This is a genomic window from Alteromonas profundi (assembly GCF_010500865.1).
GTDB classification, from domain to species: domain Bacteria; phylum Pseudomonadota; class Gammaproteobacteria; order Enterobacterales; family Alteromonadaceae; genus Alteromonas; species Alteromonas profundi.
Window position 1 is genome coordinate 18,311 of sequence record NZ_JAAAWN010000006.1, and the last position, 25,344, is coordinate 43,654.

Sequence of the window (25,344 nt, forward strand, 5' to 3'; positions counted from 1 at the left end):
CTGTATGCCCGGTAGACATCTAGCCCCCCCCAAAACCCGTGGCTTCACGTTACTTGAAGTAATGTTGGTGCTGTTACTCATGGGGCTAGCTGCTGGGTATGTAATGTTCAACGCATTTGGTGCCAGTCAAAGCGACTTGTTAGCAAGCCAGGCTAAACGCCTTCAGGTGCTTGTAGATATGGCCAGCGACTATGCCGTATTAAACCAGCGTCAACTTGGTATTCGTGTTGAAGAAAGCGATAACGAGTATTATTTTGTTTACCTTGATGACGAAGACAAGTGGCAGCGCATTGAGGATGAAGAAATTTATGCGCCCTATACCTTACCTGAACCTTTTACCCTCACCCTGAATCTCGACGATTTGCCCTGGGTTGTAGAAGATCAGTTATTTGATAGAGACCTGTTTGATGAAAACTTAAGTGTATCGGAAGACGGTGTTGAGATTGGCAATGAAGAAGAAAAAGAACTGCCACCGCCACAAATACTAATTATGTCCAGTGGGGAAATAACCCCGTTTAGTTTAGGTTTTAACTATCAAGGTGGTTTCGATGATGACCCTGTTTACTTTTCTCTCCAAAACAAAGAAGCCCCACCGCTTGAGCTTGTAGGCCCCTTGGATAGCCCGCAATGATAGAGCATACATCTTACACTTATAAGCAACAGGGCATGACATTACTTGAGGTAATGGTGGCCCTGCTGATTTTTGCCCTAACCGGATCCGCAATCTTAAAAGCAGCAGGCGATCATTTGAATAATGTCGGTCAGGTAGAAGCTATTACGTTTGCTAACTGGGTGGCGAGCAACCGGCTTAATCAGCTGCAAATTGAAACCTCTTGGCCCCCTAAAAATAATGTAAAAGGGCAAATGGACATGGCAGATCGCACCTGGTATTGGCAGCAAAGTGTGGTTAAAACTAACGATGAAGATTTGCGCGCAGTAACCGTGAATGTAGGGCTAAACGAGGACTACAGTGACAATGTAACCAGTGTCACTACATTTGTCGCTAAACCAACCTTGGGTAACAACTAATGCAACGGGGTTTTACGCTACTGGAAATCCTCATTGCTATGGCTATCTTCACCCTTATAGGTTTAGCATCCACCGGCCTATTAACCACAGTAATAGACAGCAATGCCTTATCAAGTGAGCGTTTTGATAAGTTACAGCAGTTACAGCGGGCAATGATTATTATAGAACGAGATATTCAACAAGCTGTACCTCGCGCGGCTCGAATTAATGGTGAACAGCAAAACGTGGTAATGGCTGGCGGCGAAAGCGACGCCGGAGATGGCGATAGCATAGCATTTGTCCGTAGCGGATGGCATAACCCTCAACTCATGCTACCCCGCAGCACCTTACAATACGTTGCATATCGGCTTGAAGAAAATAGGCTTGAACGGTTATATAGCAACTATGTAGACAACGTAGTGGGTCACGAGCCAAAGGTGCGCGTACTGCTTGATAATGTAGAACGTTTTACGGTGGAATTTTTGACCGATGCGAATAGCAATAGTGATGATGGGGAGAATAATAACTGGTCAGAAAGTTATACGGGCGAGGTGCTTCCCAAAGCGGTTGCAATAGAGTTTGTCAGTAAAGATTTTGGCTTGCTACGACGAGAATTCTCCCTAACCACAAAAGAGCAGTCATCGTGAGAGCCTCTCCCAAAAAACAAACGGGTGTAGCACTGATGATAGTGCTGATGATAGTTGCTTTAGTGGCGGTATTAGCCACCGAAATGGGCAGCCGCCTACAATTGCAAATTCAGCGTACCGCGAACTTAAAAGACAGTAATCAGGCCTATTGGTATGCCATGGGGGCGGAAGCCTTCGCAAGAAAATCGATTCAAACCCTGGTGCAAGAAACAGGAGATCAAATTTCTCTCGATCAACCTTGGGCGCAACCAATAGCCTACCCACTTGAGAATGGCGGTTTAGAGGCGCACCTTCAAGACTTACAAGCGTGCTTTAATCTTAATGCTATTTTGCAAGGTGGCACGAGCACAAATGCCAGCAGTGGAAACGATACTACCGAAGCCATGGATGCCTTCCATGCTATGTTATTAGCCTTACAGGTTGAAGGACTGGACAATTATACCGCCGACACTGTGCGTGACAGTTTAGCCGACTGGGTAGATAAAGATGACAATATGCGCCCCTATGGCGCAGAAGATAGCGAATATGAATCTCGTGAATTTCCTTATTTGGCGGCCAACGCGCTGATCGCATCAAAAAGCGAATTAAGAATAATAAACGGGGTATCACCACAATGGCTAAAAAGTGTATTACCTTTGGTTTGCGTAATTCCCGGTATTGATACTATGGAAATTAATGTAAATACCATTGAACAAGATAATGCAGCATTATTAGCTGGGTTAACTGGGCTAGATATTTCTCAAGCAAGCAGTCTTATAGGCAGTCGCCCCAAAGACGGGTGGGATGACGCTGCCGACTTTTTAAATGAACCAGTGATTGCGGCGCTCGAGCTATCCGATAGCCGTAAAGACTGGTTTAAAGTAACATCTGAATATTTTATTTTGCACACTAAGGCCCGCTACAATAAGGCCACGTTTAAGCTGTCCACCGTGTTTCATGCAGAAGCGAGTTCGGGCGTAAGCATTATGAAACGCGAGTTTGGAGGAATTAATTAATGGAACAACTTCTTGTCAGACTGGGGGCCACCGACACCGACCCCATCAGCTGGTTAGTGTGGTCTACCACGGAAGAGGAAATAATTGCATCTGGCGAACTTCCTAACGCCGACAGTTTGGCGACACTGAGTGAACGCGCTGGCCATCGTGCGGTTATCGCCCTTGCCCCTAGTAGTGAAATATTACTTAAGTGGGTAACGCTGCCACCAAGAGCGTCTCGCAAAGTTCTATCTGCCTTGCCTTTTATGTTAGAAGACGAACTGGCAAGTGATATTAGTGAGCAGTTTTTTGCCGTAGGGCCACGCGTAGGCGACCAACAATCTGTGGCCGTGGTTAGCCATGAAAAGCTTCGTATGTGGCAGCAATGGTTAGCTGATGCCAATTTATTCTGCGATCGCTTAATACCCGATGTATTGGCCGTTCCGCAAACGGAAAACGGATGGTCTATTTTAACCTTAGGCGAACAAATGTTGGTGCGCCAAGACACTTTTAAAGGCATTCAAGGCGAACAAGCCTGGTTGCTGCCCACCTTAGGTCATTTTACCGCGCAACAAGAAGCCCCTGTGGTTATTACTAACTACGCGGGCATCGACCTAAGCGGTACTGCAAATATAAGTGTTAACAATGCTCCTCTCGAGCTGCCTATGCACGTACTGGCAAAAGAAGCATTAGCAACAAGTTTTAATTTGTTTCAGGGCGACTATAAGGTTAAACGCAAGACCAATAGCTTGTGGTCTCAATGGCGAGTAGCAGCGGTGTTAGCCGTGCTTGCCCTTTGCACCAGCTTAGTTGATAAGACGGTAACCTTATATCAGCTTAAAGCAGAAAATGCGGCGCTAAAGGCCAGTATTAATAGCGAAGTAAAAGCAGGATTTCCTAATATTGGTACCTACCGTAACGTTAAACTAAAGCTACAGTCAGAACTCGATCAGCTCACACGCAATGGGGGCGACACCTCAATGCTCATCATGTTAGAGCAGCTAACACCCGCCTTTGCAGCCACACAAGTTAAACCGCAAACATTGCGCTTTGATGTGAATAGAACAGAAATTCGTATTCAAGCTATAGGTAAAAGCTTTGAGTCCCTTGAACAGTTTCGCCGAGAAGCAGAAAGCGCAGGCTTCTTAGTAGAGCAGGGTGCCATTAATAATAGAGATGATGTGGTTATCGGCACGGTATCAATAAGGAGCGCATCGTGAATACACTTGTCGAAAAATTTAGAGGCTTGACGGAGCGAGAACAGCGATTAGTCATAATTTCTGCTGTCGTTGCGGCCATCGCTATCTTCTATTTTGCAATTTGGTCTCCAATTAATTATGCCCTTACGCAGCAACAACTGCTGCGCGACAATCAACAACAACTGTTAACCTGGGTACAAGAAAGTGCGGCTAGAGCCAAACAGCTGCGTCGAAGCAGCAGTACTACACAGACGCTGACCGGTTCGCTACCGCAGGCGGTTAACCGCACGACCACTCGCCATAATATCGAAATTTCTCGTATGCAGCCTCAGGGTGACGAGTTACAAGTATGGGTAGACCAAGCCCCCTTTAATGATGTACTTGCCTGGTTAAAAACCATGGAGAGTATGGGAGTGGTTATCTTACAAGCTGATATTGCAGAAGCAGACGCAGCTGGTTATGTAAAAATTAGACGGTTACAGTTAGGAAAAGCATGAAGTTACGTGTTGGTTGGATACTCGGGGGCATAGTTGCCTTTATTATTTTCGCTATTGCTTATATGCCTGCTACTCACCTTATCGGTCGAGTTTCCCTCCCTAAGGGCGTGTCTGTGAATAATGTGTCTGGAACAGTTTGGTCTGGCAGAGCACAACAGGCAATAGTTAATGGCTTACCGATAAATAACCTACGTTGGGAGATATCTCCTTTAGCCTTAGTTACAGGTACTTTGTCAGCAGATATAAGCGGCGGCAATTTACGCAACAGTGATGATATTGCGTTTAATGGTAACGTGGCCACCAACTTACTTAGCCTTGACCATCTTAAAGCGCATGATTTTATTATTTATCTACCGGTGGATAGAGTGTTAGCCCAAGTTAATTTACCCCTGCCTGTGAATGCGGGCGGGCGCTTTAAAGTGAAATTAGATGACGTTAGCATGGGCGAAACCTGCCGGACATTGTCTGGCACAGGTGATTGGCTAAATGCCACTGTGGCCGGCACTCAAGGGCCCATCGATTTTGGCACTTATTCGGCAACCCTGCGCTGCGAAGGTGACGATATCGGCATACTCGTTAGCGAACCAAACCTTTTAGGTCTATCTATGGATGCAGTGGTTGCGCCCAACTTAAAGCGTATTAGCGTTGAAGGGAAGTTTAAGCCAGATGAGAGTTTGCCCGATGAGGTACATCAGGCGTCCCGTTTCTTCGGACAACCTAATAACGACGGTTACATCGCTATTAAGCTTTAACGCCCTCATTAAATAACGACACCTATTACAAAGGACTGTTTATCTTGAAAAAAATTATTATAACTAGCGCGACAATGACACTTGCTGCCTTGCTTATAGCGCCCAAATTTATTGGCAACACTCTCCAATCGCAGCTTGATGAGGTTGTAATTGCCCTTGATAAACACCCCATTTACGGTGCCGAGGTTATTTCATACCAGCGAGGTTGGTTTCATTCAAAAGGCGAGATAGCCCTAAGTATTAAAGTGAACGACGTTTTAGCGGCGCAACAAGGTGTACCGTTAGCGCAGGCTGATAACCCAACCGTTATTGCTTCCTTTAGTGTTAATCACGGCCCCGTATATGCAGGGGATGCAATAGGCTTAGGGCGCGCTCACTTTGTTATTGATATACCAGGCAATGAGTTTAGAGAGCATCTACAGTGGGATGCCGATACCCCTTTCTACCACAATGAAGGGGCGATAGGCCTGTTTGGCGGGCTAAGCTATGATGATGTAGTACCTTCATTCGCTGCTGAACTAGAAGAGCAAGACTTGGCTGTTTCGTTTTCAGGCTATCAAGGGACTGCGCGCAGTGAAGGCGATGCTATTCATTATGAAGGCATAACCACCATGTTATCTATGCAGTTAGAAGCGGCGACAATTACCTTATCAGACCTTGATATCAACATGACCACCTATGGCGATGTAATGGCAGCCATCAATGGTGAAATTTTTGAGTCTGATGCCCAGGTAGCCATAGATACGTTAACCCTTGAAGGTGAAGAATCGGTTGCGTTGAACGACATGTTACTTAGCTCCAGCTCCACCCTTTCAGAGGATGGAAAGCTTGCCAGCGTGAACCTAGACTATGCTATCGCTTCGTTGGTGGCAGACGACTTTACTGCGAACGATTTGAGTATAGGAATAGCGGCAAATAACTTAGATACCGATTTTATCAAGGCGTATCAGAAATTTAACAACGAAACATTATCTACCTCTGTTTTAGCATTACCCGAAAAAGTAGAAACACTGGTTGAAAATCACTTGCTTCCATTTTTAACTGCCTCGCCTGAATTTAATATAACATCGTTATCAGGAACCTTCCCTGAAGGCACACTGGATGCGCACCTAAACAGTAAAGTGGTTAACGTCGACGCCTTGCCTGCGGCCTTAGATGATGCCTCTTTTTGGCTTAAACACATGGCCGCTGATAGCCGTATTAAAGCGGACAAAGCGGTGGCGCAATGGATGGTTACTAGCTATGTTACCAGTCAGTTGATGGCAACACCGCAAGCGCAAGGCCTGACGCCAGAAGAACTGAACGCCGTAGTAGCGCAACAAGTTCCTATGGTATTACAAACCTTCGTGCAACAAGGAATTCTGGTAGAAAACGACGAAAGTTACGAAGCAGAACTTGTATTAAAAGACGGAAACGCCAGCGTTAACGGTACAACAGTGCCTATCCCGCTCTAAGTAGTGGGGATAATCCCCTGGGCCCAGGAGCTTGCTTCAGTGGCATTTGCCTCAGCAGCCTTTAGTTAGCCAGCGCCACTAGTAGTCAACATCAAAAAGGGCAGTAAAAACTGCCCTTTCGCGTTTACAAACCCCCGCTACCGTAAGTAAATACTATTTACTCACGGTAAGCGAAGTACAGTTAGTGTCCCGCACTACGCTTGTTTTTCAGCTACCATAATCGTTTTAACGTTAACAAATTCACGCATGCCATAACCGCCATGCTCTCGGCCATAGCCACTATCTTTTACTCCGCCAAAGGGCAAATTGGGTTGCGCCAGAGAGTAACCATTTATGTTCACCATGCCGGTGTCGAATTCATTTTTCGCCAACTCAATTGCACTATCAGTATCGGCACTAAATATTCCACCGCCAAGCCCGTAGCGAGAGTCGTTTGCCACTTCCATCGCCTGCTTATCATCGCGCACTTTAATTAATGAAGCCACCGGACCGAATAATTCATCGTCGTAGGCTGGCATGCCAGGCGATACATTCTCAAGTACCGTTATAGGGTAGAAGTAGCCAGGTTTATCTGGTACTTCGCCGCCTAATGATAAGGTAGCACCACTGTCCAGTGACGCGGTTACTTGGTCGTGCAACTGATCGCGTAAATCTTTACGCGCCATAGGACCAAGGTCGGTGTTTTCATCACTCGGATCGCCCACCTTCAGTTTCTTACATTGAGCAACAAATTTATCACGGAACTCTTCGTATAAGCTTTCAACCACCACAAAGCGTTTAGCGGCTACGCAGGTTTCACCGTTGTTGATAACCCTGCCCTGAATACACATTTCCACCGCATGGTCGATATCGGCATCGGAAAGTACGATAAAGGCATCGTTACTGCCAAGTTCCATTACGGTTTTCTTTGACAAGCTAGCAGCCTCTTTAGCGACCTTTTTACCCACCTCGTCGCTGCCGGTAAAGGTTACGCCGCGAACATACTTATGCTTTATAAGATCGTTTGCTGTGCTGCCATCAATTAACAACGATTGATAAACGTTTTTAGGGAAGCCCGCATCTTCATAAAGCTGCTGAATAGCTACTGCCATGCCGAATACATTTTGCGCGTGTTTAAGCACAGTAGTATTTCCGGCCATAATGTTAGACACGCTATAACGAATTACTTGATAAAGTGGAAAATTCCACGGCTGTATGCCAAGAATTACACCAATGGGTTGATAGGTGATAATAGCCCGGCCACCCTCAAAAATGCGATGCTCGTCATCTAAGGTGTCAGCACCATGCTCAGCAGTATAACGACAAATACCTGCGCACAATTGAACCTCTTGCTTCCCTTGTGCTGTAACCTTGCCCATTTCACGGGTCATTAAGCTCGCAAGATCGTCCACCCGCTCTTCCATTAGATCGGCTAGGTTGTTAAGCAACTTCGCACGGGTTTCAAATGACGTTCGACGCCAGTTTAAATAGGCTTCCTGTGAGCGGGTGATAGCTTGTTCTGCGTCATCCGCTGACATCAAGTGATAATGATCTAACTTTTCACCCGTAGCTGGGTTATAGGTATTAATCGTCTCGCTCATAGTTACACTCCTTATTCGTTTGTTAAAACGCTGTTGCAACTAAGAAGCCAAGTTTAAATTAACTAAAAATAAACAATTAAATCAGATTGATAGGGAGTTTAATAGCGGCCTAACCCAGATACATCGGTATTTAGGTTAGGTAAAGATTACTAGATTAAGTAAAGATTTCAGCCTATCTTAAGCCACCTTCAACCCATATATTAGTCGGTATATAAGTCGGGGTAATGAAACTTTGCCATTGCCAGCGTAAGCGCTACTTTATAAACACTTTGACGGGTAGCGTGGTTATGGGTGAGTAACCCAATTGCGCCGCCTTTCTGCTTCACGTTTTGGGTACCAAATAATGCGTCCATTACATCACCAAGCTCTTTACCCCGCTGAAGCGCTTGGTAGACACTCACAGGTAAGGGTAAATTTGCGCTACGCCCTACCGACCAATGCCCTTGATGATATATAACCACATACGCAAAGGTAGCTGGGCCATCTTCAAAAACATCCACGCCTCCTTCGATAGCCACATACCAAGCATCACCCACCGAACTATCGTGCAGTGTTAAAAGGTTTTTCACGCGGTTAATGGCACCGGCACGGGTTTCTTCCTCGCTCATGGGCTGATCTGACACGCCGCTCGGTACCGATATTCCCTCAACCTCAAACGCTTCATCTAACGTATCACTAAGGGTTTCAAGAGCCGCGTTAATTTTCACTGGATTTTGCGAGCCTACATACAAGTTGCTAATCATTATTTTGCTCCACTGGATGCGCATTGATGTCATCTAGCATCAATCGATAATCAGTAACAGCAGGAAATTCGTCAATATTTCGGTTTGGTAAGGTGCTATCTGGGTTATCTACTGCAAGTAGATGTTTAATCCCGAATTGTTGTGCAGCGCCTAATATAGGTAGCGAGTCATCGACAAATAAAGTGCGTGCAGGGTCGAAATTGAGCCTTTTATGCAGTTTTTGCCAGAGCAATTGCGACTCTTTTGTAACCCCAAACTCATGGGTGGAAATGAGCGTATCTATATGCTCATTTAACTGGGTAAACTCAAGTTTTAACGCAAGACTATGAGGGTGTGCATTGGTCACCAGCACCACTTCTCTGCCTGAGGCATGTAATGCCTGTAAAAAGGGTATAGTGTCGTCGCGTAACGCTAATAAGTGTGCAAGCTCTCGTTTTAACGGTAAAAATTCTTTTTCTAAGTTTAGTTCTAATGACTCAGCCCAATAATCAAGGCAGTACCATTGTATTTGGCCAAATACGGCTTCATACCTTTTAGACATTTCTGCCTGACTTTGCGCAGGTGAAATACCACGAAGTTCGGCTAAACGCTTTGGCAAATGGTGAAGCCAAAACTGATTGTCGTAGTGAAGGTCTACCAAGGTGCCATCCATATCTAATAACACCGTATCAATTTCATTCCAGGGCAGAAAGGGCAAGCGATTTTCCTTATAATGAAGTAAGCTAGATACTGAAGGTATGATAACAAAGTTGTAGCGAGAGACATGCGAAAAATTGACCCCAACAAGCCGTTACCACAAATTCACCATCGGGAAATTGTTGCCCAGAGTAAACTCTTTCGAGTAGAGCGCCTAGATCTCGAGTTTTCTAACGGCGCCACCCGGCAATTTGAACGTATGGCTGGGGGAAATAGAGGCGCTGTTATGATAGTGCCTATGCTGGATAAAGACACCTTAGTGCTTATTCGCGAATATGCCGCAGGCACCCACTCTTACCAACTTGGTTTTCCTAAAGGCCTTATTGACCCCGGGGAGAGTCCTCTTGAGGCGGCGAACCGAGAGTTGAAAGAAGAAGCTGGCTTTGGTGCCAACGAATTATACGAATTGCACACCGTTAGCATGGCCCCTACCTTTTTTAACGCCAATATGACCATCGTCATTGCCAAGGATTTATATCCCCAAAGCCTGGAAGGTGATGAACCTGAACCACTAGATGTCATTCATTGGCCGTTAGCAGAAGCCGATGCGTTACTTGCACGGGAAGATTTTATCGAAGCCCGTTGTATTGCCGCACTATTACTTGCTCAAAAGTGGTTTGAGGAACAATAACTTATGCCCGATGATGCTCACGAAGACTTACTTGAACTGGCAAAAAAAGTTGCTGTAGAAGCAGGCGAAGCCGTACTTGCCGTATACGACGAAGGCGACTTCGATGCCTATCAAAAAGAGGATGACTCGCCAGTTACCAGCGCCGACTATCTCGCTAACGATATTATTACTAAAGCGCTGCTAGCGGCTACGCCTGACATCCCTATCCTTTCTGAAGAAAATAAACATGCTAGTTTAGAAGAGCGGAAAGACTGGCAGCGGTATTGGCTTATCGACCCCATCGATGGCACTCAAGAGTTTATTGCTCGAAGCGGTGACTTTGCGGTTAACATAGCGCTTATAGAGAATAACCAACCCAAAATCGGGGTTATATTCTGGCCTCCTGGTCAGTCGCTATACTATGCCGAAAAAGGCAAAGGTGCGTTTAAATCGTCTCCCGATGGCGATCATCCCATTGCCGTGCGAAAACTTGATGACCCGAAGAACAGCGTTGTGATGATAGCGATTAGCCGACGTCAATCACGAGAAAAAGTGCTGGGCCGAATGTGCGCTAAACGGGTTTACCAAACCTTGCCCTTAGGCAGCTGTTCATTAAAAGCCTGTTTTATTGCCGAAGGTAAAGCTGATGTATTCATGCGTATTGGCGTAACGGGCGAATGGGACACAGGCGCATCACAGTGTATTGTCTCAGAAGCGGGCGGCAGCATAGTTGCCGCTAATTTTGAGCCGCTAACTTATAATCAGCGTCACTCGTTGGAAAACCCAGATTTTGTGGTAATGGGCGATCAACGGGTACCTTGGCAAGACGTTGTGCAATATAATGATTTTGTAAACCCCCATACCAAATAGCACGTCTTTTTTGACGTGAAGTTAATTCACTGTGAGTCACCCTCGCAGGTCTATTGTTTGACTGATGAAAGGAGCACCAACATGAAGGCAACTCAATTACGAGCCTTGTCTGTAGCGCTATTAACCTGCGGCCTATCTTTTCCTGCGCTGGCTGACTGGAGCATTGATCAAAACGCCAGTGCACTGCATTTTCTTTCGACAAAAAATGCCCAAGTTACTGAAGTACATCAGTTCGATAGTTTCGATGGACGCTTGTCTGACGATGGAACATTGACGGTTTCGGTAGATTTGTCGTCAGTGAATACGTCTATTGATATTCGTAATCAACGTATGAAAGATATGCTGTTTAATGTCAGTGAATTTGCTGAAGCTACCTTTCAAGCTGAACTACCTGAATCGCTAACTACACTAGCCCCGGGTTCACAAGCAATGAGCAAAGTAGACGGTATCCTTTCTCTTAACGGTAAGGCAGTATCAAGTAGCTTTGAAGTACAAGTTACCCGCGTAGATAAAGACACGCTAACCGTTAGCACAGTGTCTCCTACCTTGATTAAAGCTGAATCGTTTGGCCTCGCTGAAGGCGTTGCTGCACTACAGAAAATTGCGGGTTTAAACAGTATTACCACTACGGTACCGGTCACCTTTTCGGTGACATTTACGCAGTAAAAAATCGTCTTTATCGTATGCATAAACAGCTTCACCAATAAAAAACGGGCTAACAATAGCCCGTTTTTTTATTGCGTAACAAATCAGTCTACTACGCAGCCTGGCGAGTCCCTACCTGCTTAGGTAGCGGCTTCTCATTTAATGCCTGTTCTGGCATAGACACCCACAAGCTTCGCGGTAGGCGCGGAACATCGGGCTGATAATGAGAAATTGCAAAATGTTGCATGCTTACACGCAAACGTTTTAATGCAGTACATTCGTCAACCTCTTGGTCGATAACGAATACGCCCCAACGACGCATTTGAATACCTAGGGCATCAGAACTGGTTAAACGAATAACCGGTGCCGCTAATACCATGCCTATTAGCACTGGCAGTAACCACATAAATAGCGACGGCGTAAAATAGAAGGTTGTTACCCCCCATGCAACCGCTAAACAACTCATTATTTGCGTATGTTTAATTGCTACGCCCCAGGGTACTTTTCGCCCTTCACGCTCTTGCGCCTCCCATTTCACAGAATGGCCAACAAATACGCTTAACACAAAGTAACTGTGATAGAACATCATTAATGGCGCAATAAGCACGGCCATAAATAGTTCAATTGCCGAACTCTTAATAAGATTAAATGTGCCGCCAAACTCCGCTCTACGCTGAATAAGCGCAAGCGCAATACCCAATAATTTAGGTAGGAATAATAATGCTGCTGTACCCCACATCGTTACCATCATCATATCTTGACGGGCTATTTGCCAACTTGGGAAAAGCTGATACTCAGACATAAAGAATTCTGGCACAGACGTGGCGCGGATAAGCGCATCTGTGGTACCTAGCGCGAGCATACAGAACAATACAAGAGAAGATATATACGCAAACGCACCAAACAAGAAGTGCAAACGATTGGCCGTTTTCAAGCCTTTTACCTTGAGCAAACCTAAGTGTTGGATGTTACCTTGTACCCAACGACGATCACGAATAGCGTAATCAACGATGTTGCTAGGTACTTCTTCGTAACTTCCTGTGGTGTCGGTAAGCAAATAGGCCTGCCAGCCAGCACGACGCAATAGCGCGGCTTCAACAAAGTCATGACTTAGAATTTCACCACCAAAAGGGGCTCGTCCTTCAAGCTTAGGCAACCCACAATGCTGCATAAACGGGGCGATTCGAATGATAGCATTGTGCCCCCAATAGTTGGCGCTATCGGTTTGCCAAAAAGAAAGTCCAGTGGCTAACATGGGGCTGTATAAATGTGCCGCAAATTGAACAAAACGGCCAAAGAAGGTATTTTGACGTACAGGCATTGGAATGGTTTGAACCAATGCTGTATCTGGGTTTTGCTCAATTCGACGGGCTAAGTCTAGCATGCGCTCGCCGGTCATGATGCTATCGGCATCAAGGACAATCATAGATTCGTAGTTCGCGCCCCAACGCTCACAAAAATCTTTCAAGTTACCCACTTTACGATGTAAGTTCTTTTCCCGACGACGGTAAAACACTTGATTAGAAAACCCACGTAAGCGCTTGGTCATACGTTGCCACGCGCGTAGTTCTGCATCCGCTTTGTCAGCGTCACGGGTGTCACTTAGCATATAAAAGTCGAACTGACTGGCGTGAGGCGTATTCATAATTTCACGAACACAGGCCTCAAAGCCCACCATAATACGACGGGTATCTTCATTATATACAGGCATTACGATAGCGTGTCGCTGGTTAATATCACTGTCACTATCAGGAGCAGCTTGTTCCTTACGTAAGCTTAGAGGGTCGATATGAAATAGTTTCAATACGAAACCAATAATACCTGTCCAAAACGCCATACATAGCCAAGCGAATAAAGTAAGCCCTAATCCTAACTGCGCAATTTCTAGGTTAGTTAAACCGTTCGGTAGAAAAATTTCATATAAACTCCAACCGGCAAGCGCCGTGCTTGGAATAACTAGCATTGCCATGATAAACAAACGCATATGCTCTCCTTTGGTAATTAGGTTGCTCTTTGTGGGCGCCTGATTTGCGTCCTCACATGTATTGGCCGCCGATAACTGGGGGCAACTGCGATTACTGTGGTTGGTAGACATAATTCCATACCTCACTTATACGCTTGCCGTCATGTTCGATATACGCTCGCATATCCACTGTTTTTTGCTCTTCAGGGGTTACTAAGAATGTTGCTCTCCATTCTTGCCCATCGGCCACTGGATAAAGGCGCGCCTGCGCGATACTTCCTCGCGTGCTTTGCACCGTTAGTTTGGTGTTTTTCGGATTAAACTCAGCCCCTGCTGGTACTGAAAAGTCGATATTAAACTGACGCGTTGCATTTAAACTTTCGTCCTCAAACTCATCGCCAGGTAGAACGGCTGACCCTTGACGCGTACGCACCACTGACGCAAGTTCACTTACGAAGGGGTTTTGCTCTACCGTGCTTAACTCGTAGGCAAAATATAAGGCATCGCCTGCCACAACGGGCTTCTGCGGTGTCCAAAAGGCTACAATGTTGTCGTGAATTTCTGACGATGTAGGTATTTCAACTACCTCTAAACGCCCTTCTTCAAACCCTTTCTCAGGCGTTACCCATAACCCCGGACGCAGGTGATAATTCGCTTCTGCATCTAAGTAGTTATCCCATTCGCCGTCTCTTTGCAGCATACCGAAGCCTTCAGGGTTGCTATCGCTTAACGAAGTAACTTGTAAACGACTTGGGTTGGTAAGTGGGCGCCAAATTTGTTCGCCAGCGTGGGTTACCATAAGTACACCATCGCTGTCATGAACCTCGGGACGATAGTCATCGTGACGCTTCTCGCTGTTCTCGCCATAAAGGAACATACTGGTAAAAGGAGCAATGCCCAGCTTGTTCACATCATCTCGGGCAAACAACCAGGTGTTAACATCGACCTTGGTATCAATGCCAGGCTCGATAACAAACTTATAAGCACCCGCCATAGATGGGCTTTCTAATCTGGCGTAAATCGTGATTGGCTGCCCTTCGCGTGGCTCAATTAACCAAAACTCTGTGAAATGGGGGAACTCTTCGCCTTTTGAGAGTGCTGTATCGATAGCAAGACCACGCGCTGAAATGCCATAAACCTGATTTTTACCCACTAAGCGAAAATAAGATGCGCCGAGAAATACCGCGAATTCATCTTTGTACTCTTCGTTTTTAATAGGGTAGTGAACACGAAATCCAGCATATCCGAGATCATCAGTAGTATGCTGGGCGAGCGGCGCGGCCTTATCATCATAACTAAATCTAGTCTTATCAAAAGGAACCTTTGTAGCGTTGTTGTCAGCATCAATCACGTTTACGGTAACAGGCAACTGATAAAGAAAGCCGGGGTGAAAAAATTGGACTTCATAGTCGTTTTCACCATGCCACAAGCTCTTCTCTGGTTGGAAACGGATAGCACGATAGGTTTGGTAGTCGATATCTTTTAATGCATCGGCTAAACCGTGATCATTCTCTGTGTAACTTTCTTGCGCAGATTGTTTCGCGCTATCAATAATAGACTGAAGAATAGGTGATGACTCACCCGGTAAATCGGCTTCACTCATAGTAGCTGCTGCCGCCATTGGTGTTGCGAACAAGGCGAGCAAACTGGTAGCGAATATCGCAACGCGGCGAAATGATGCTGTAGATATCATCGATTTTTTACTACCTTTATTTACTGTCGTATACACCGTTTATCTCCCTTTAAGAAAAAGTGCGTTAGAACTCGTCAATGTCGTAACCGCCTCTGTGCGCTACGCTATCCCTAGGCAAAACACGAATCGTTACTGGTTTCTCTAAAACGCGATAAATCAAAAAATAAAACTGCAACTTACACTCTTAGACTAGCAAGACTTGTTCCACTCTTTTGATGACAATAAATAATCCATATTAATCAAAAATATAGCATTTATTTCTGGTGAAATTTATAACCATGCAAACGTGTAAATAAGGGTAGGTAGGTTAGACAAAAGGATAAGTGTTGGTTTTTAGCAACACAATTCCCCTCTTCGAAAATCTATGCAGGTGTACACATCGCCATTATGGTTACTGTCTTTATACTATCGGAATAAAGATAAACATAATTAACCCTTTAAATTCAACTACATAAAAAGTTAATAGCCGCAAGCTCTAGGTCAATTTGGGCAATCTGGCAAAGCAATTGCTCTACCTCTTTAGAACGGCATCATTAGAACGCAGATAGTGGTTATTCTGCGAAATACTAAGGAGTTTTCCTAATGTGTAAAACACTCACACTACTTGCAGTGGTGACTGCAACCTTATCTTCTTACTCAGCTATGGCTGACACGCCAGATTGGCAATATGTTGAAGGGGGGTACACCAAAGTAGATTTTGATGGGAATGAATCTTTTGAACCAGATGGCCTTAACATTAACAGCAAGTACTTGCTTAATTCCAACGTTTACCTAAACGGCGAATATAGCTTCTTTGAAGAAGGAGAGGCGGATTTCGATATGCTTACATTAGGCGCAGGGTACCGTTTACCGGTAAACGCGACCACTGATGCGTATTTTGGCGCGAATTTAGAACGTTTAGGTGGCGACTTTGATGATGAAACCGGCTACAGCATAAACGCTGGGTTGCGTTCTATGGTAACAGAACAAATTGAACTGGCCGGTGAAGTTGGTTATTACGATGTATACGACGGTGAAGCCACCGTAAAAATAGGTGCGAACTATTACATTACCCCACAATGGGCGGTAGGTGCTAGCTACGAATCTATTGATGAACTCGATATCTTGCAGGTTACTGCTCGATACGCTTTTTAACGCCCTCTCCTCCTCAGAAGGCTAGCCGGTCGCTCGACCGGCTTTTTTATTTCTACAAAGCCCTTACTCTTCTTGAGAGGCACTCATCTCATCTTTGGCACGAATATCTACACTTTCATGCAACTCTGAATACACTAAAACCGCGTCACCGCGTGTTAATGCGTCGATTACCTGCTCAACTTTTACTGTTAGGCTTACGTCTTCGGCGCCATATTCTGTACCTTCCCGTAAGACAAACCCTTCTACAATACTTTGTAGGGTTTCTTTTTCTAACGCATCTAAAGGAATAATCATGGTTGCTCCACATATGGGGTGTTTAAATTTACCGGCAGAACGTCACTAACAAATCGCTTTACCCTGTCATGTAGCCAAACCTTGGGGCTGAGTATTGAGCCTTGCATAAACCCAACGTGCCCACCTCGCTCACTTAACTCAAGTGTAACGCTACGTGCTAACTCTTGTTCTTTTGGCACCACTAAATGGTTCATAAATGGGTCATCAATACTATGTAACACCAAGGTTTTACAGTGAATGGCACTTAGAAAGTGATAGGCGCTACACTTTTCATAATAGTCTTGCGCATCGGCAAACCCGTGTAAGGGCGCCGTTACCTTTTCATCAAACTGAGCGAAGCTGGTAATACCGTCTACGTCTTCTTTCGTTAGCTGAATAAGCTTGCGATAATCGATAAAGGCCATTTTCTTTAGCAGTGTATGTTTCATACTTGCTAACAGGTACTTTTGGTACACACGGGAAAAGCCTTGGTTTATCGACCGCCCACACTCTGCCAGTTTAAGTGGCGAAGATATCGCTACCGCTGCTTGTAACCATTTCTGAGCTGGGTTCTCACCAAGGAGCTTAAGTAGCATGTTCCCGCCGAGTGAAAAACCTATAGCAACTTTAGGTAACTGCGGAAACTTATCGCTTAGCCATTGTAAAAAGAAGCTAGGATCTTCGGTTTCGCCCGAATGGTAGGCTCGGGCGGTTAAATTTGGTACGCCGCTACAACCACGGTAGTGCATCATAACAACTTGCCAGCCATTGACCGATAAATTAGCCATCATATCGTTGGCATAATGCGACCTAATACTGCCTTCCAGCCCATGAAATAGTACGACAACACCGCTTGGCTCCACCGGCTTCGGCCCCCAAGCTATATCAACAAAATCATCATCGGGTAAGGTGAGCCGTTCCATTTTATAATTTAACGGCAAGCGTTTTTGAATAAATCGTGGCCAAATCGTTTGTACATGCCGGTTTTTCGCCCAACGAGGTACACGAAACTCACTTTTTACAATTTTTCCATGTGATAAGGCGGGGTTAGTCATTCTTTGTATTTACTCTTAAGGCAACTGTTTTAGCAGTAATGACAGCAACGCGCGTGCCTCTGCTTTATCTTTAAGCTGATATAAATTTATAAACGCAGCAATAGACGCATTCATCATCGAGGTTACGTGTTCACCTTGGCCGGCTATTTGGGTTAACTGGCATTCATTCACCCTTTGCACTAACACAGCTTGTTGCTCACGCTCTAGCGTAAGCTCTTGTTGCTTTAACGCTTCGTATGCCTCTGTTAGTTCTCCCTTCTTTGGCTTGGCCGCTTTGCGCTTACGTCTAAGTACCTCTAAGGGACCACTTTTCGCACTTACCTCTTCAGCAACATAACGAAGTTGTAATAGGTTAATAATGACGCCGTGTTCTATGCACCAACATACTAACAATAGTATGTTCACATTAACCCCGAAGCGATCTTGCAGGGTTATAGCGATAGGCGCTATATCATTACGCTGATAAGTGGTCACACTGTATTGCCAAAAACCTTCGTCGGTAAGTTTGCTATTATTGCGCGTCATAAGCTGCTCGCTCTTGTTCCATTTGCTCCTGAGCATCTAACCAGGCCATTTCATGCTCTTCAAGTGCTTGTGTAAGCTGCGCTTGATTATCAAGCAAAGCTAATAACTCTGCCTTCCTATCGTCATCGTAAAGCCCTGTATCAGATAACGTAGCCTCAACTTCTGCGAGATCTTTGGCACATTTATCCATCGCTTTTTCATGTTTTTCGAGGGCTTTTTTCAGCGGCGCTATTTGCTTTCTGAACTCTGCTTCTCTGCGTTTCTCTTCCTTTCTATCAAGTTTACGTTCCGTCTTTTCAGGCGCTTCTTGGCTTTGTGCCTTTGCGTCACTATTTGCTTGTGCTTTTTCAGCGGCTTGTTGTTTCAAGATCCATGTTTTGTAGTCATCTAAATCGCCACTAAATACGGCAACGTCACCACTATCCACAAGATAGAAATCTTCGCACACTGATGATAGTAAAAAGCGATCATGAGATACCAAAACCATTGCGCCTTCAAAGCCTTGTAAGGCAATATTGAGGGCGTGGCGCATTTCCAAATCGAGATGGTTAGTAGGTTCATCAAGTAAAAGTAAATTAGGTTTTTGGTAAACAATTAGCGCCAATACCAAACGGGCTTTCTCTCCGCCAGACATAGGCGCTACAGGTGATAATGCTTCATCGCCATTAAACCCAAAACCACCCAAGTAATCCCGCAACTGCTGCTCGGTGGCTTTTTCATCAATACGCTGTAAATGCAAAATGGGTGTAGCGTGAGGATCGAGGGTTTCTAATTGGTGCTGCGCGAAATAGCCAATTTTCAACCCTTTGGCGGTATTGAATACCCCTTGTTTTGGCGCGTGCACCCCCGCCAATAACTTAATTAGCGTTGATTTACCTTGTCCATTTCGCCCCAGTAACCCTATACGGCTGCCTGGCACTAAATTTAGCTTCGCTTGCTGCAAGACAATATGTTCGCCATACCCTAACTGCACTTTTTCCATCCGTACTAAAGGGTTAGGTAGCGCCGTAGGAGACGCAAATGAAAAACTAAATGGGCTAGCCATATGGGCAGGCATTAGCGTTTCCATTTTCTCTAGCTGCTTTATGCGACTTTGCGCTTGTTTTGCCTTGCTGGCTTTCGCTTTGAAGCGCGTAATAAATGAGGTGAGATGCGCTACTTTTTGCTGCTGCTTCTCATATTCAAGGTTTTGCAACCGCAAACGCTCGGCGCGTTGCGTTTCGTAGGCGGAATAGTTGCCTGTATAAGTAATCAGCTGTTGTTGCTCCACACTAATAATTTGCCCCACGGTGCTGTCTATAAAGGCTTTGTCGTGAGAAATCAGTAAAAGAGTGCCATCATACCTTTGTAGCCATTTCTCCAACCAAATAACAGCATCTAAGTCGAGGTGGTTGGTGGGCTCATCGAGCAACAGCAGATCAGAAGGGCATAGTAGCGCTTGCGCCAGATTAAGCCGCATACGCCAGCCACCTGAAAAATCAGACACGGGAGCTGTAAGCTGGACATTCGTAAAGCCAAGTCCGGATAAAATGGTGGCGGCTCTTGCTTCCACATCGTAGGCTCCGGCTTGCTCAAGCTGGCCATGAATTTGTCCTATTGCGACACCATCTTCTTTTGCTTCGGCTTCTTTCAAGGCCGCCTGTAAACCACGAAGATGTTTATCCCCATCAATTACATAATCGATGGCATTTCTGTCTGTGGCTGGCGTTTCTTGCGCCACACTTACAATTCGCCACTGCGAAGGCAGCGAACACTCGCCCGCTTCTAAGGTAAGTTCATGACGGAGTAAAGCAAATAAAGACGATTTACCGCAGCCGTTGCTGCCAATCAAGGCGACCTTATGACCAGGAAAAACTTGCGCCGATGCCTCATCGAGCAACAGTTTTCGTCCTCGCATCAGCGATACATTAGTGAGCTTTATCATTCAAGACCTTCAATAGAACAATTCAGGGCGCGTATGATAGCAAAAACTAACGTTAAAAGCTGATCAGCACGCGCCTTTTCACGGTATAATATAAGCATTTGAAAATAACGAGACGTATTATGCCTAAACGAGAAAAACGCCGCTTTGTTGCGGGAGCCATCTGCCCAAAATGCCAAGAGTTAGACACTATATCGTTATATTTCGAAAACAATGTAGAAAAACTCGAATGCGTGGCCTGTGGTTACAGTGAGGCTCAAACCGATGAAAAGGTTGAGGCAGTTACCCGAGAAAATGAAAGTGTTATTGGTATTTTCAAGCCACACTAAAGGGTAAATATTACCTTGCAAGCTGTAGAACAAACATAGTTGCAAGGTATGCTCCCCTTTTCATCTTATTCTAAATCTTTAAAAACTCAAATATTACAACTAGTTACAACCCACATCAGCAAATGGTTTCTCGGCATGTTACTTGAAGCTAAGTTAGCAAAGGAGTGATTATGCAAAGAAAAACATTCGTTACCTTAGCCGTAATTGGGGCTGTTGTAGTTGCCATAAGGCTCAGCCTTCCTTACGCGGTACAAGGCTATATAAACAAAACCCTTAGTCAACCGGGCGCCTATAATGGCCGAGTAGGCGATGTAGATTTAATGCTTTGGCGCGGAGCTTACCGCCTTCAAGATGTGCTTTTGTACAAGGCAAACGGTGAAGTTGACCGCCCACTATTTCGGGCTCAAGCAGTAGATTTCTCTTTGTTGTGGTCTCAACTATTTAAAGGCGCGGCGGTGGGAAGTGTTACCCTAACAGCCCCTGAAATTAACTTCGTTGATGGGCCCAGTGAAAGCCAAGACCAATCTGGTAAAGATGAAGATTGGTTAAATATTGCCAATCAGCTTTTCCCTCTACAAGTTGAAAAACTGGAAGTAATTGATGGAAAAGTGACCTTTTATAATCCGCAATCTTCGCCGTCCATCGACATATCTTTGCATGACATTCAAGGGAAGCTTACTAACTTAGTTAATAGCGATGCGCTATCGTCAGATAGGGTTGCGCAGGTTTCTGCCCGTGGGCAAACCGCGCAACAAGGCACGCTTACCCTTGAAGGTGAACTCGATCCCTCCACCGCTAATCCCACGTTTGATGTTGATATTCAAGCCGACAATGTAGCGCTAAAAAACTTTGAAAATCTCTTTGATACCTATGCGCCCTTCGACTTAGAAGCAGGCTCATTAACCCTTGCTGCAGAGCTCGCCGCTGATAACGGGAAGCTTGAAGGCTATATCAAACCGATTATCCATAATGTTGAAGTTTTTTCGTGGAAGCAAGATATAGAGGAAGATGGCGATGGCCCCATCGAAGGCGGCATAGAGATACTCGCAGCCTTTGCGATGGAGATATTTGAAAACCAAAGCGAAGATCAGTTCGCCACCCGCATTCCCCTAGAGGGTGATATTGCCGACCCCGAAACCAGTATATGGTCGTCCCTTGGGGCCGTGGTGAAAAACGCCTTTATACAGGCCTTTTCAGGGGATGTTGAAGATTCAGTTGACCTAGAATCACTTGGAACTAATACGGATAAAGCAGACAAAGATAGCTCAGCGAACAGCGATCGAAACGACTAGTAATGCGGTGGTGGCGTTTCTTCAGATTGCTTGGCTATATTGGACGGCTGAATAGACTTTACTCTGTCGATTACATGACGAAGTTTATAGCTTAGCTCGTCCATTTGACACTGTTGAGATGCTAACGCTTCGTTGAGTACTTCAATGGTATGCTCTTGAAACGCCACTTTCGTTTGCAGTTCTTCAATACTGTCGTGAGCAGTAGCAAGCTGCTGGTATACTTCAGGGTCATTACATTTATCAGTCATTACACACTCTACTTTTTTCGTTGCCACAGTTCGGCAAGGCCACTACTACTTTCGGTGACAATGTTACCATCTGTAGTAAAGGCAACGCCATAGACAACTGCCGTAGGCGGTGACATAGTATCGCGAGCGGCCACTTTCCAGCTTTCTAATTCTTGGCCACTTTGAACATCCCACAGATATACTTGCCGCGCCGGTGAGCCGGTAAGTAAATACTTGCCATCCTCTGAAAATTCGATGTCAGTGAATATTTTTTGACGGGCAAAGTAGCGCAAGGCGCTTACGGGCTCCCCTGTTTGTACGTTCCATATCTGCGATTTGCTTTGACTATCTGCGGTAAGCGCATAACGCCCTTTATCATCGAGCGCCACCTTACTTACCCGGGTAGGATGGGTGAAGGTATGAATAATCTGACCTGAGTCTGTACTCCACAAATAAGCGGTATAATCGTTGCCGCCAGTAAGAGCATACTTTCCATTTGGGGAGATATCGATAGAGTTCACTTTTTCTTGGTGGCCTAGAAACTCTAAACGCCTTTGTGTCTGTGGTTCAAAGTACATTACAGTACCGCTCGACCGCGCCACTAATATCCCTTTGCCTTCATTGGTCACAGCTACATCACGTATAGAAGACTCATCGATGCGCCAAAAACCTACTGGCTCACCGGTGGCTAAATTCCACAATGCAAACGCCTCTTTATCTGCAGTCACCACATGGGTTTTATCTGCAGAAATATGCACCGAAATAACTAAATTGTTACCCTCGCCCTGATGGCTCCAATGAAATAATGGTTTCTCATCACCAATACGCCACACATTTAGTCCGTTATTAATGCCTGATACCACTGCTAATGTACCGTCTGTAGAAATATCGGCCGCATAAGCCCCGCCTTCCACATGTCGCCAATGGGCAAGGGGGGTAGATTCAGGCACGCTACATCCTACCAATGCACATGTGAATAAGGTGAGTAACAAAATTCTACGGAACAAATAAGCCCTAAACATAATCAAATGGGTTTCGCTTTGTGATTGCTAGGTTTAACATAGCACGGATCACGCATCTTTAACTATCGTGCACACTGCCTTAGATGCAGCAGTATAGACATTGAAGCATGATGATAAAATTAATGGAGACATTTTTATGCAGAAGTCGCTTGTTGCCCTATCTACCGTTGCTGCGCTAGGTTTATTTGCCTGTCAGCCAAATACGTCAGATGAGGCTGCTAACACCAGTGCAGAGACTACAGAGTCTACCGACGCAACGTCGATGACAGACGCACAGAAACAAGCATACGCCATGGGTGCCAGTATGGGCTTGTTCGTGAACAATCGTGCACAGCAGCAAGAACAGCTAGACATGCCACTAGACCAAGCCGCATTAAAACAAGGATTTAACGATGGTCTAAACGACAACCTTAAGTTCAGCCAAGAAGAAATTCAGCAGATTGCTCAGCAAGGCGAACAGGTTCTACGTGAAAAACAACAGCAGATGGCAGAAGCTGCAGCTGAAAAAAATAAACAAGAAGGCGCTGCCTATCTTGAGGAAAATGCCAAACGTGAAGGCGTAACGGTGACTGAATCTGGTCTTCAATATGAAGTACTTGAAGAAGGCGAAGGCGAAAGCCCCGCCGCAGAAGATATAGTAAAAGTGCACTATCGTGGCACATTGCTTGATGGTACCGAGTTCGACTCATCTTATAAGCGCGACGAGCCAGCGGAATTCCCTTTGAATCGCGTTATTCCAGGTTGGACTGAAGGTGTTCAGTTAATGAAAGAAGGCGCGAAATACCGCTTCCATATCCCATCTGACTTAGCCTACGGCACACGTTCTACTGGCGCTATCACGCCTAACTCTACATTAATCTTTGATGTTGAGTTACTTGAAGTATCAAAAAGCGAAGAAGTAGCTGGCGAAGAACAATAAGCCAAGTATGCGATAACGAGAAAAGCCGGCACTTAAAAAGTACCGGCTTTTTTATGCGTGAAACAGCGTATTCCTTGCTTACCTTTTCCCTACGAACGCTGTGGAATAAATCCTCGCTCGTGCCCACATGGTAATGCGGGTTATTCGTTTAGGTTCTCGAATTCACACTAAAAAGTATAGTGCTGTTTCTGCGTTTTCGCCGCTGAAAATTGGGCGTTTTTTGGACTGATTTGCGATAATACCTGCTTATTTAGAACAATTCGTTGTAAGCATAAAAATTGGCATTATCGCTGTAACGTTCGCCTTCGTTCGGGCGGTACCTTAAAGGCAGCAAATCGGTTTAATATACCTTGACCCACCTTAAACATTACATACCCTAAGACGAGGTAAGCAGCGGTTCTAAGGCTATCAATGCGAACGACAATATCGATAAAGCCGTAGAGAAGCAGCAAAGCGCCGGTAAGGAACAATAAAAAACCCACAATAGTAGCAACCACTACAAACTGACTATTGGAGGATGCGGCTGAAATATTTCGGTTTCGGGTTGATGATTTAACCATGAGAGCGCACTCCTCAGCTATTGTCATTTATACTTCATCAACGACATAAAGGTTTATGTACAAAATTTAACCGAAGTTTCACTAGTGCGGGAAAATGACAACTTCGCATATTGCCTTCTTCATGTTTACCCACATACAGTAGGGTAACGTTAATTAATGTACTTAATTACTTGTGAAAACACCACTAATTACAAGAAAAGGATATCTCGCCCTCCAAAGTGAGCTCGATCACTTATGGCGCGAAGAAAGACCCGAAATTACCAAGAAGGTAACGTGGGCGGCAAGTTTGGGAGATAGAAGTGAAAATGCCGACTATCAGTACAACAAGAAAAAGCTGCGCGAGATTGACCGCCGGGTACGTTATTTACGTAAATGCCTTGAAAATTTAAAGGTGGTTGATTACAACCCACAGCAAGAAGGTAAAGTATTTTTTGGTGCCTGGGTAGAAATTGAAAATGAAGCCGGCAAGGTACTTGAACTTCGCTTAGTGGGTTATGACGAGATTTTTGGCCGCAAAGATTATATCTCTATCGATTCCCCCATGGCGCGTGCGTTGGTAGGAAAAGAAGAAGATGACGAATTTGTAGTAAAAACTGAAACCGGTATCAAGGAATGGTGGATAAACCGCATCTGGTACGATCCCACTGACAAATTATAGTACACAGAACTTAATCGTATAGCGGGCGTATTCAATGCTATTTCTCGCTATTTCATATAATTCACAATGCTATACTTGCCACCATACATTCACATTAA

The 25,344-nt window shown here is 45.1% G+C and carries 28 protein-coding genes; 16 read left to right on the forward strand and 12 right to left on the reverse strand.

The window, feature by feature from the left end; genetic code table 11:
* The first annotated feature begins 4 nt into the window (after positions 1–4).
* From gspH to GTH32_RS06065, 8 genes are read left to right on the forward strand one after another with little or no spacing between them, the layout of a single operon-like run.
* A complete protein-coding gene (gene gspH, locus GTH32_RS06030; RefSeq protein ID WP_163084352.1) occupies positions 5–631 on the forward strand; it encodes a type II secretion system minor pseudopilin GspH in 627 nt (208 codons plus the stop codon).
* Positions 628–1,029 carry a type II secretion system minor pseudopilin GspI gene (gspI, locus tag GTH32_RS06035; RefSeq protein WP_246223163.1) on the forward strand — a complete coding sequence of 134 codons (402 nt, stop codon included), beginning with the start codon at positions 628–630 and terminating at the stop codon, positions 1,027–1,029. Before gspH ends, gspI begins: the two co-directional genes overlap by 4 nt.
* A complete protein-coding gene (gspJ, locus tag GTH32_RS06040; RefSeq protein WP_163084353.1) occupies positions 1,029–1,655 on the forward strand; it encodes a type II secretion system minor pseudopilin GspJ in 627 nt (208 codons plus the stop codon). The genes gspI and gspJ overlap by 1 nt, the downstream gene beginning before the upstream one ends.
* Positions 1,652–2,650, forward strand: a complete 999-nt coding sequence (gene gspK, locus GTH32_RS06045; protein WP_343033392.1) for a type II secretion system minor pseudopilin GspK — start codon at positions 1,652–1,654, stop codon at positions 2,648–2,650. Before gspJ ends, gspK begins: the two co-directional genes overlap by 4 nt.
* Positions 2,650–3,849 carry a type II secretion system protein GspL gene (gene gspL / locus GTH32_RS06050; RefSeq protein ID WP_163084354.1) on the forward strand — a complete coding sequence of 400 codons (1,200 nt, stop codon included), beginning with the start codon at positions 2,650–2,652 and terminating at the stop codon, positions 3,847–3,849. The genes gspK and gspL overlap by 1 nt, the downstream gene beginning before the upstream one ends.
* Positions 3,846–4,325: a type II secretion system protein GspM gene (gene gspM, locus GTH32_RS06055; RefSeq protein ID WP_163084355.1), complete on the forward strand. Its 480-nt coding sequence runs from the start codon at positions 3,846–3,848 to the stop codon at positions 4,323–4,325. Before gspL ends, gspM begins: the two co-directional genes overlap by 4 nt.
* Positions 4,322–5,077: a type II secretion system protein N gene (locus GTH32_RS06060; protein ID WP_163084356.1), complete on the forward strand. Its 756-nt coding sequence runs from the start codon at positions 4,322–4,324 to the stop codon at positions 5,075–5,077. The genes gspM and GTH32_RS06060 overlap by 4 nt, the downstream gene beginning before the upstream one ends.
* 44 nt (positions 5,078–5,121) lie before the next feature.
* Positions 5,122–6,531: a YdgA family protein gene (locus GTH32_RS06065; RefSeq protein WP_163084357.1), complete on the forward strand. Its 1,410-nt coding sequence runs from the start codon at positions 5,122–5,124 to the stop codon at positions 6,529–6,531.
* 194 nt (positions 6,532–6,725) lie between these two features.
* On the opposite strand, the gene GTH32_RS06070 is transcribed toward GTH32_RS06065, so the two are convergent.
* The 3 genes from GTH32_RS06070 to yrfG form a co-directional block, all read right to left on the reverse strand.
* Positions 6,726–8,111 (reverse strand): NAD-dependent succinate-semialdehyde dehydrogenase, encoded by a 1,386-nt coding sequence (locus GTH32_RS06070; RefSeq protein WP_163084358.1) that lies wholly within the window; start codon positions 8,109–8,111, stop codon positions 6,726–6,728.
* Between the two features lie 200 nt (positions 8,112–8,311).
* Positions 8,312–8,854, reverse strand: a complete 543-nt coding sequence (gene yjjX / locus GTH32_RS06075; RefSeq protein ID WP_163084359.1) for an inosine/xanthosine triphosphatase — start codon at positions 8,852–8,854, stop codon at positions 8,312–8,314.
* Positions 8,847–9,551 carry a GMP/IMP nucleotidase gene (yrfG, locus tag GTH32_RS06080; protein ID WP_163084360.1) on the reverse strand — a complete coding sequence of 235 codons (705 nt, stop codon included), beginning with the start codon at positions 9,549–9,551 and terminating at the stop codon, positions 8,847–8,849. The genes yjjX and yrfG overlap by 8 nt, the downstream gene beginning before the upstream one ends.
* Positions 9,552–9,617: 66 nt before the next feature.
* On the opposite strand from yrfG, the gene nudE reads away from it, so the two are divergent.
* From nudE to GTH32_RS06095, 3 genes are all read left to right on the forward strand, one after another.
* Positions 9,618–10,181 (forward strand): ADP compounds hydrolase NudE, encoded by a 564-nt coding sequence (gene nudE, locus GTH32_RS06085; RefSeq protein WP_163084361.1) that lies wholly within the window; start codon positions 9,618–9,620, stop codon positions 10,179–10,181.
* A 3-nt stretch (positions 10,182–10,184) separates the two neighbouring features.
* Complete coding sequence (gene cysQ / locus GTH32_RS06090) at positions 10,185–11,030, forward strand: 3'(2'),5'-bisphosphate nucleotidase CysQ (RefSeq protein ID WP_163084362.1); 846 nt, start codon at positions 10,185–10,187, stop codon at positions 11,028–11,030.
* Between the two features lie 81 nt (positions 11,031–11,111).
* Entirely contained in the window at positions 11,112–11,696 is a 585-nt protein-coding gene (locus tag GTH32_RS06095) for a YceI family protein (RefSeq protein WP_163084363.1), read from the forward strand.
* A 91-nt stretch (positions 11,697–11,787) separates the two neighbouring features.
* On the opposite strand, the gene mdoH is transcribed toward GTH32_RS06095, so the two are convergent.
* Together mdoH and GTH32_RS06105 are read right to left on the reverse strand one after the other, a co-directional pair.
* On the reverse strand, positions 11,788–13,770 hold the full coding sequence (gene mdoH / locus GTH32_RS06100) for a glucans biosynthesis glucosyltransferase MdoH (RefSeq protein WP_163084364.1): 1,983 nt from the start codon (positions 13,768–13,770) through the stop codon (positions 11,788–11,790).
* Positions 13,751–15,367: an OpgD/OpgG family glucan biosynthesis protein gene (locus GTH32_RS06105; protein ID WP_425482362.1), complete on the reverse strand. Its 1,617-nt coding sequence runs from the start codon at positions 15,365–15,367 to the stop codon at positions 13,751–13,753. Before GTH32_RS06105 ends, mdoH begins: the two co-directional genes overlap by 20 nt.
* A 546-nt stretch (positions 15,368–15,913) precedes the next feature.
* Here GTH32_RS06105 and GTH32_RS06110 point away from each other — a divergent pair.
* On the forward strand, positions 15,914–16,465 hold the full coding sequence (locus GTH32_RS06110) for an outer membrane beta-barrel protein (RefSeq protein ID WP_163084365.1): 552 nt from the start codon (positions 15,914–15,916) through the stop codon (positions 16,463–16,465).
* Positions 16,466–16,528: 63 nt separating this feature from the next.
* Here GTH32_RS06110 and GTH32_RS06115 read toward each other — a convergent pair whose 3' ends face one another.
* The 4 genes from GTH32_RS06115 to GTH32_RS06130 are packed head-to-tail and all read right to left on the reverse strand — an operon-like array spanning position 16,529 to position 20,242.
* The gene (locus GTH32_RS06115; RefSeq protein ID WP_163084366.1) at positions 16,529–16,759 is read right to left on the reverse strand and encodes a YheU family protein; all 231 of its coding nucleotides are present in this window, start codon (positions 16,757–16,759) and stop codon (positions 16,529–16,531) included.
* Positions 16,756–17,793 carry a hydrolase gene (locus GTH32_RS06120; protein ID WP_163084367.1) on the reverse strand — a complete coding sequence of 346 codons (1,038 nt, stop codon included), beginning with the start codon at positions 17,791–17,793 and terminating at the stop codon, positions 16,756–16,758. The genes GTH32_RS06115 and GTH32_RS06120 overlap by 4 nt, the downstream gene beginning before the upstream one ends.
* A 15-nt stretch (positions 17,794–17,808) precedes the next feature.
* A complete protein-coding gene (locus tag GTH32_RS06125; RefSeq protein WP_163084368.1) occupies positions 17,809–18,318 on the reverse strand; it encodes a TIGR02444 family protein in 510 nt (169 codons plus the stop codon).
* Complete coding sequence (locus GTH32_RS06130; RefSeq protein ID WP_163084369.1) at positions 18,305–20,242, reverse strand: ATP-binding cassette domain-containing protein; 1,938 nt, start codon at positions 20,240–20,242, stop codon at positions 18,305–18,307. The genes GTH32_RS06125 and GTH32_RS06130 overlap by 14 nt, the downstream gene beginning before the upstream one ends.
* Positions 20,243–20,361: 119 nt before the next feature.
* On the opposite strand from GTH32_RS06130, the gene GTH32_RS06135 reads away from it, so the two are divergent.
* Entirely contained in the window at positions 20,362–20,568 is a 207-nt protein-coding gene (locus GTH32_RS06135; RefSeq protein ID WP_163084370.1) for a YheV family putative zinc ribbon protein, read from the forward strand.
* Between the two features lie 170 nt (positions 20,569–20,738).
* Positions 20,739–21,860 (forward strand): DUF748 domain-containing protein, encoded by a 1,122-nt coding sequence (locus GTH32_RS06140; protein WP_163084371.1) that lies wholly within the window; start codon positions 20,739–20,741, stop codon positions 21,858–21,860.
* Here GTH32_RS06140 and GTH32_RS06145 read toward each other — a convergent pair.
* Positions 21,857–22,108, reverse strand: coding sequence for a SlyX family protein (locus GTH32_RS06145; protein ID WP_163084372.1), 252 nt, complete (start codon positions 22,106–22,108; stop codon positions 21,857–21,859). The genes GTH32_RS06140 and GTH32_RS06145 overlap by 4 nt on opposite strands.
* A gap of 8 nt (positions 22,109–22,116) precedes the next feature.
* Positions 22,117–23,109, reverse strand: coding sequence for a WD40 repeat domain-containing protein (locus GTH32_RS06150; RefSeq protein WP_163084373.1), 993 nt, complete (start codon positions 23,107–23,109; stop codon positions 22,117–22,119).
* Between the two features lie 136 nt (positions 23,110–23,245).
* Between GTH32_RS06150 and fkpA the strand changes: the two genes are divergently transcribed.
* Positions 23,246–24,028, forward strand: a complete 783-nt coding sequence (gene fkpA / locus GTH32_RS06155) for an FKBP-type peptidyl-prolyl cis-trans isomerase (protein ID WP_163084374.1) — start codon at positions 23,246–23,248, stop codon at positions 24,026–24,028.
* A gap of 284 nt (positions 24,029–24,312) precedes the next feature.
* On the opposite strand, the gene GTH32_RS06160 is transcribed toward fkpA, so the two are convergent.
* Positions 24,313–24,588, reverse strand: a complete 276-nt coding sequence (locus GTH32_RS06160; protein ID WP_246223165.1) for a hypothetical protein — start codon at positions 24,586–24,588, stop codon at positions 24,313–24,315.
* A 172-nt stretch (positions 24,589–24,760) separates the two neighbouring features.
* Between GTH32_RS06160 and greB the strand changes: the two genes are divergently transcribed.
* The gene (greB, locus tag GTH32_RS06165; RefSeq protein ID WP_163084375.1) at positions 24,761–25,246 is read left to right on the forward strand and encodes a transcription elongation factor GreB; all 486 of its coding nucleotides are present in this window, start codon (positions 24,761–24,763) and stop codon (positions 25,244–25,246) included.
* Positions 25,247–25,344: the final 98 nt, after the last annotated feature.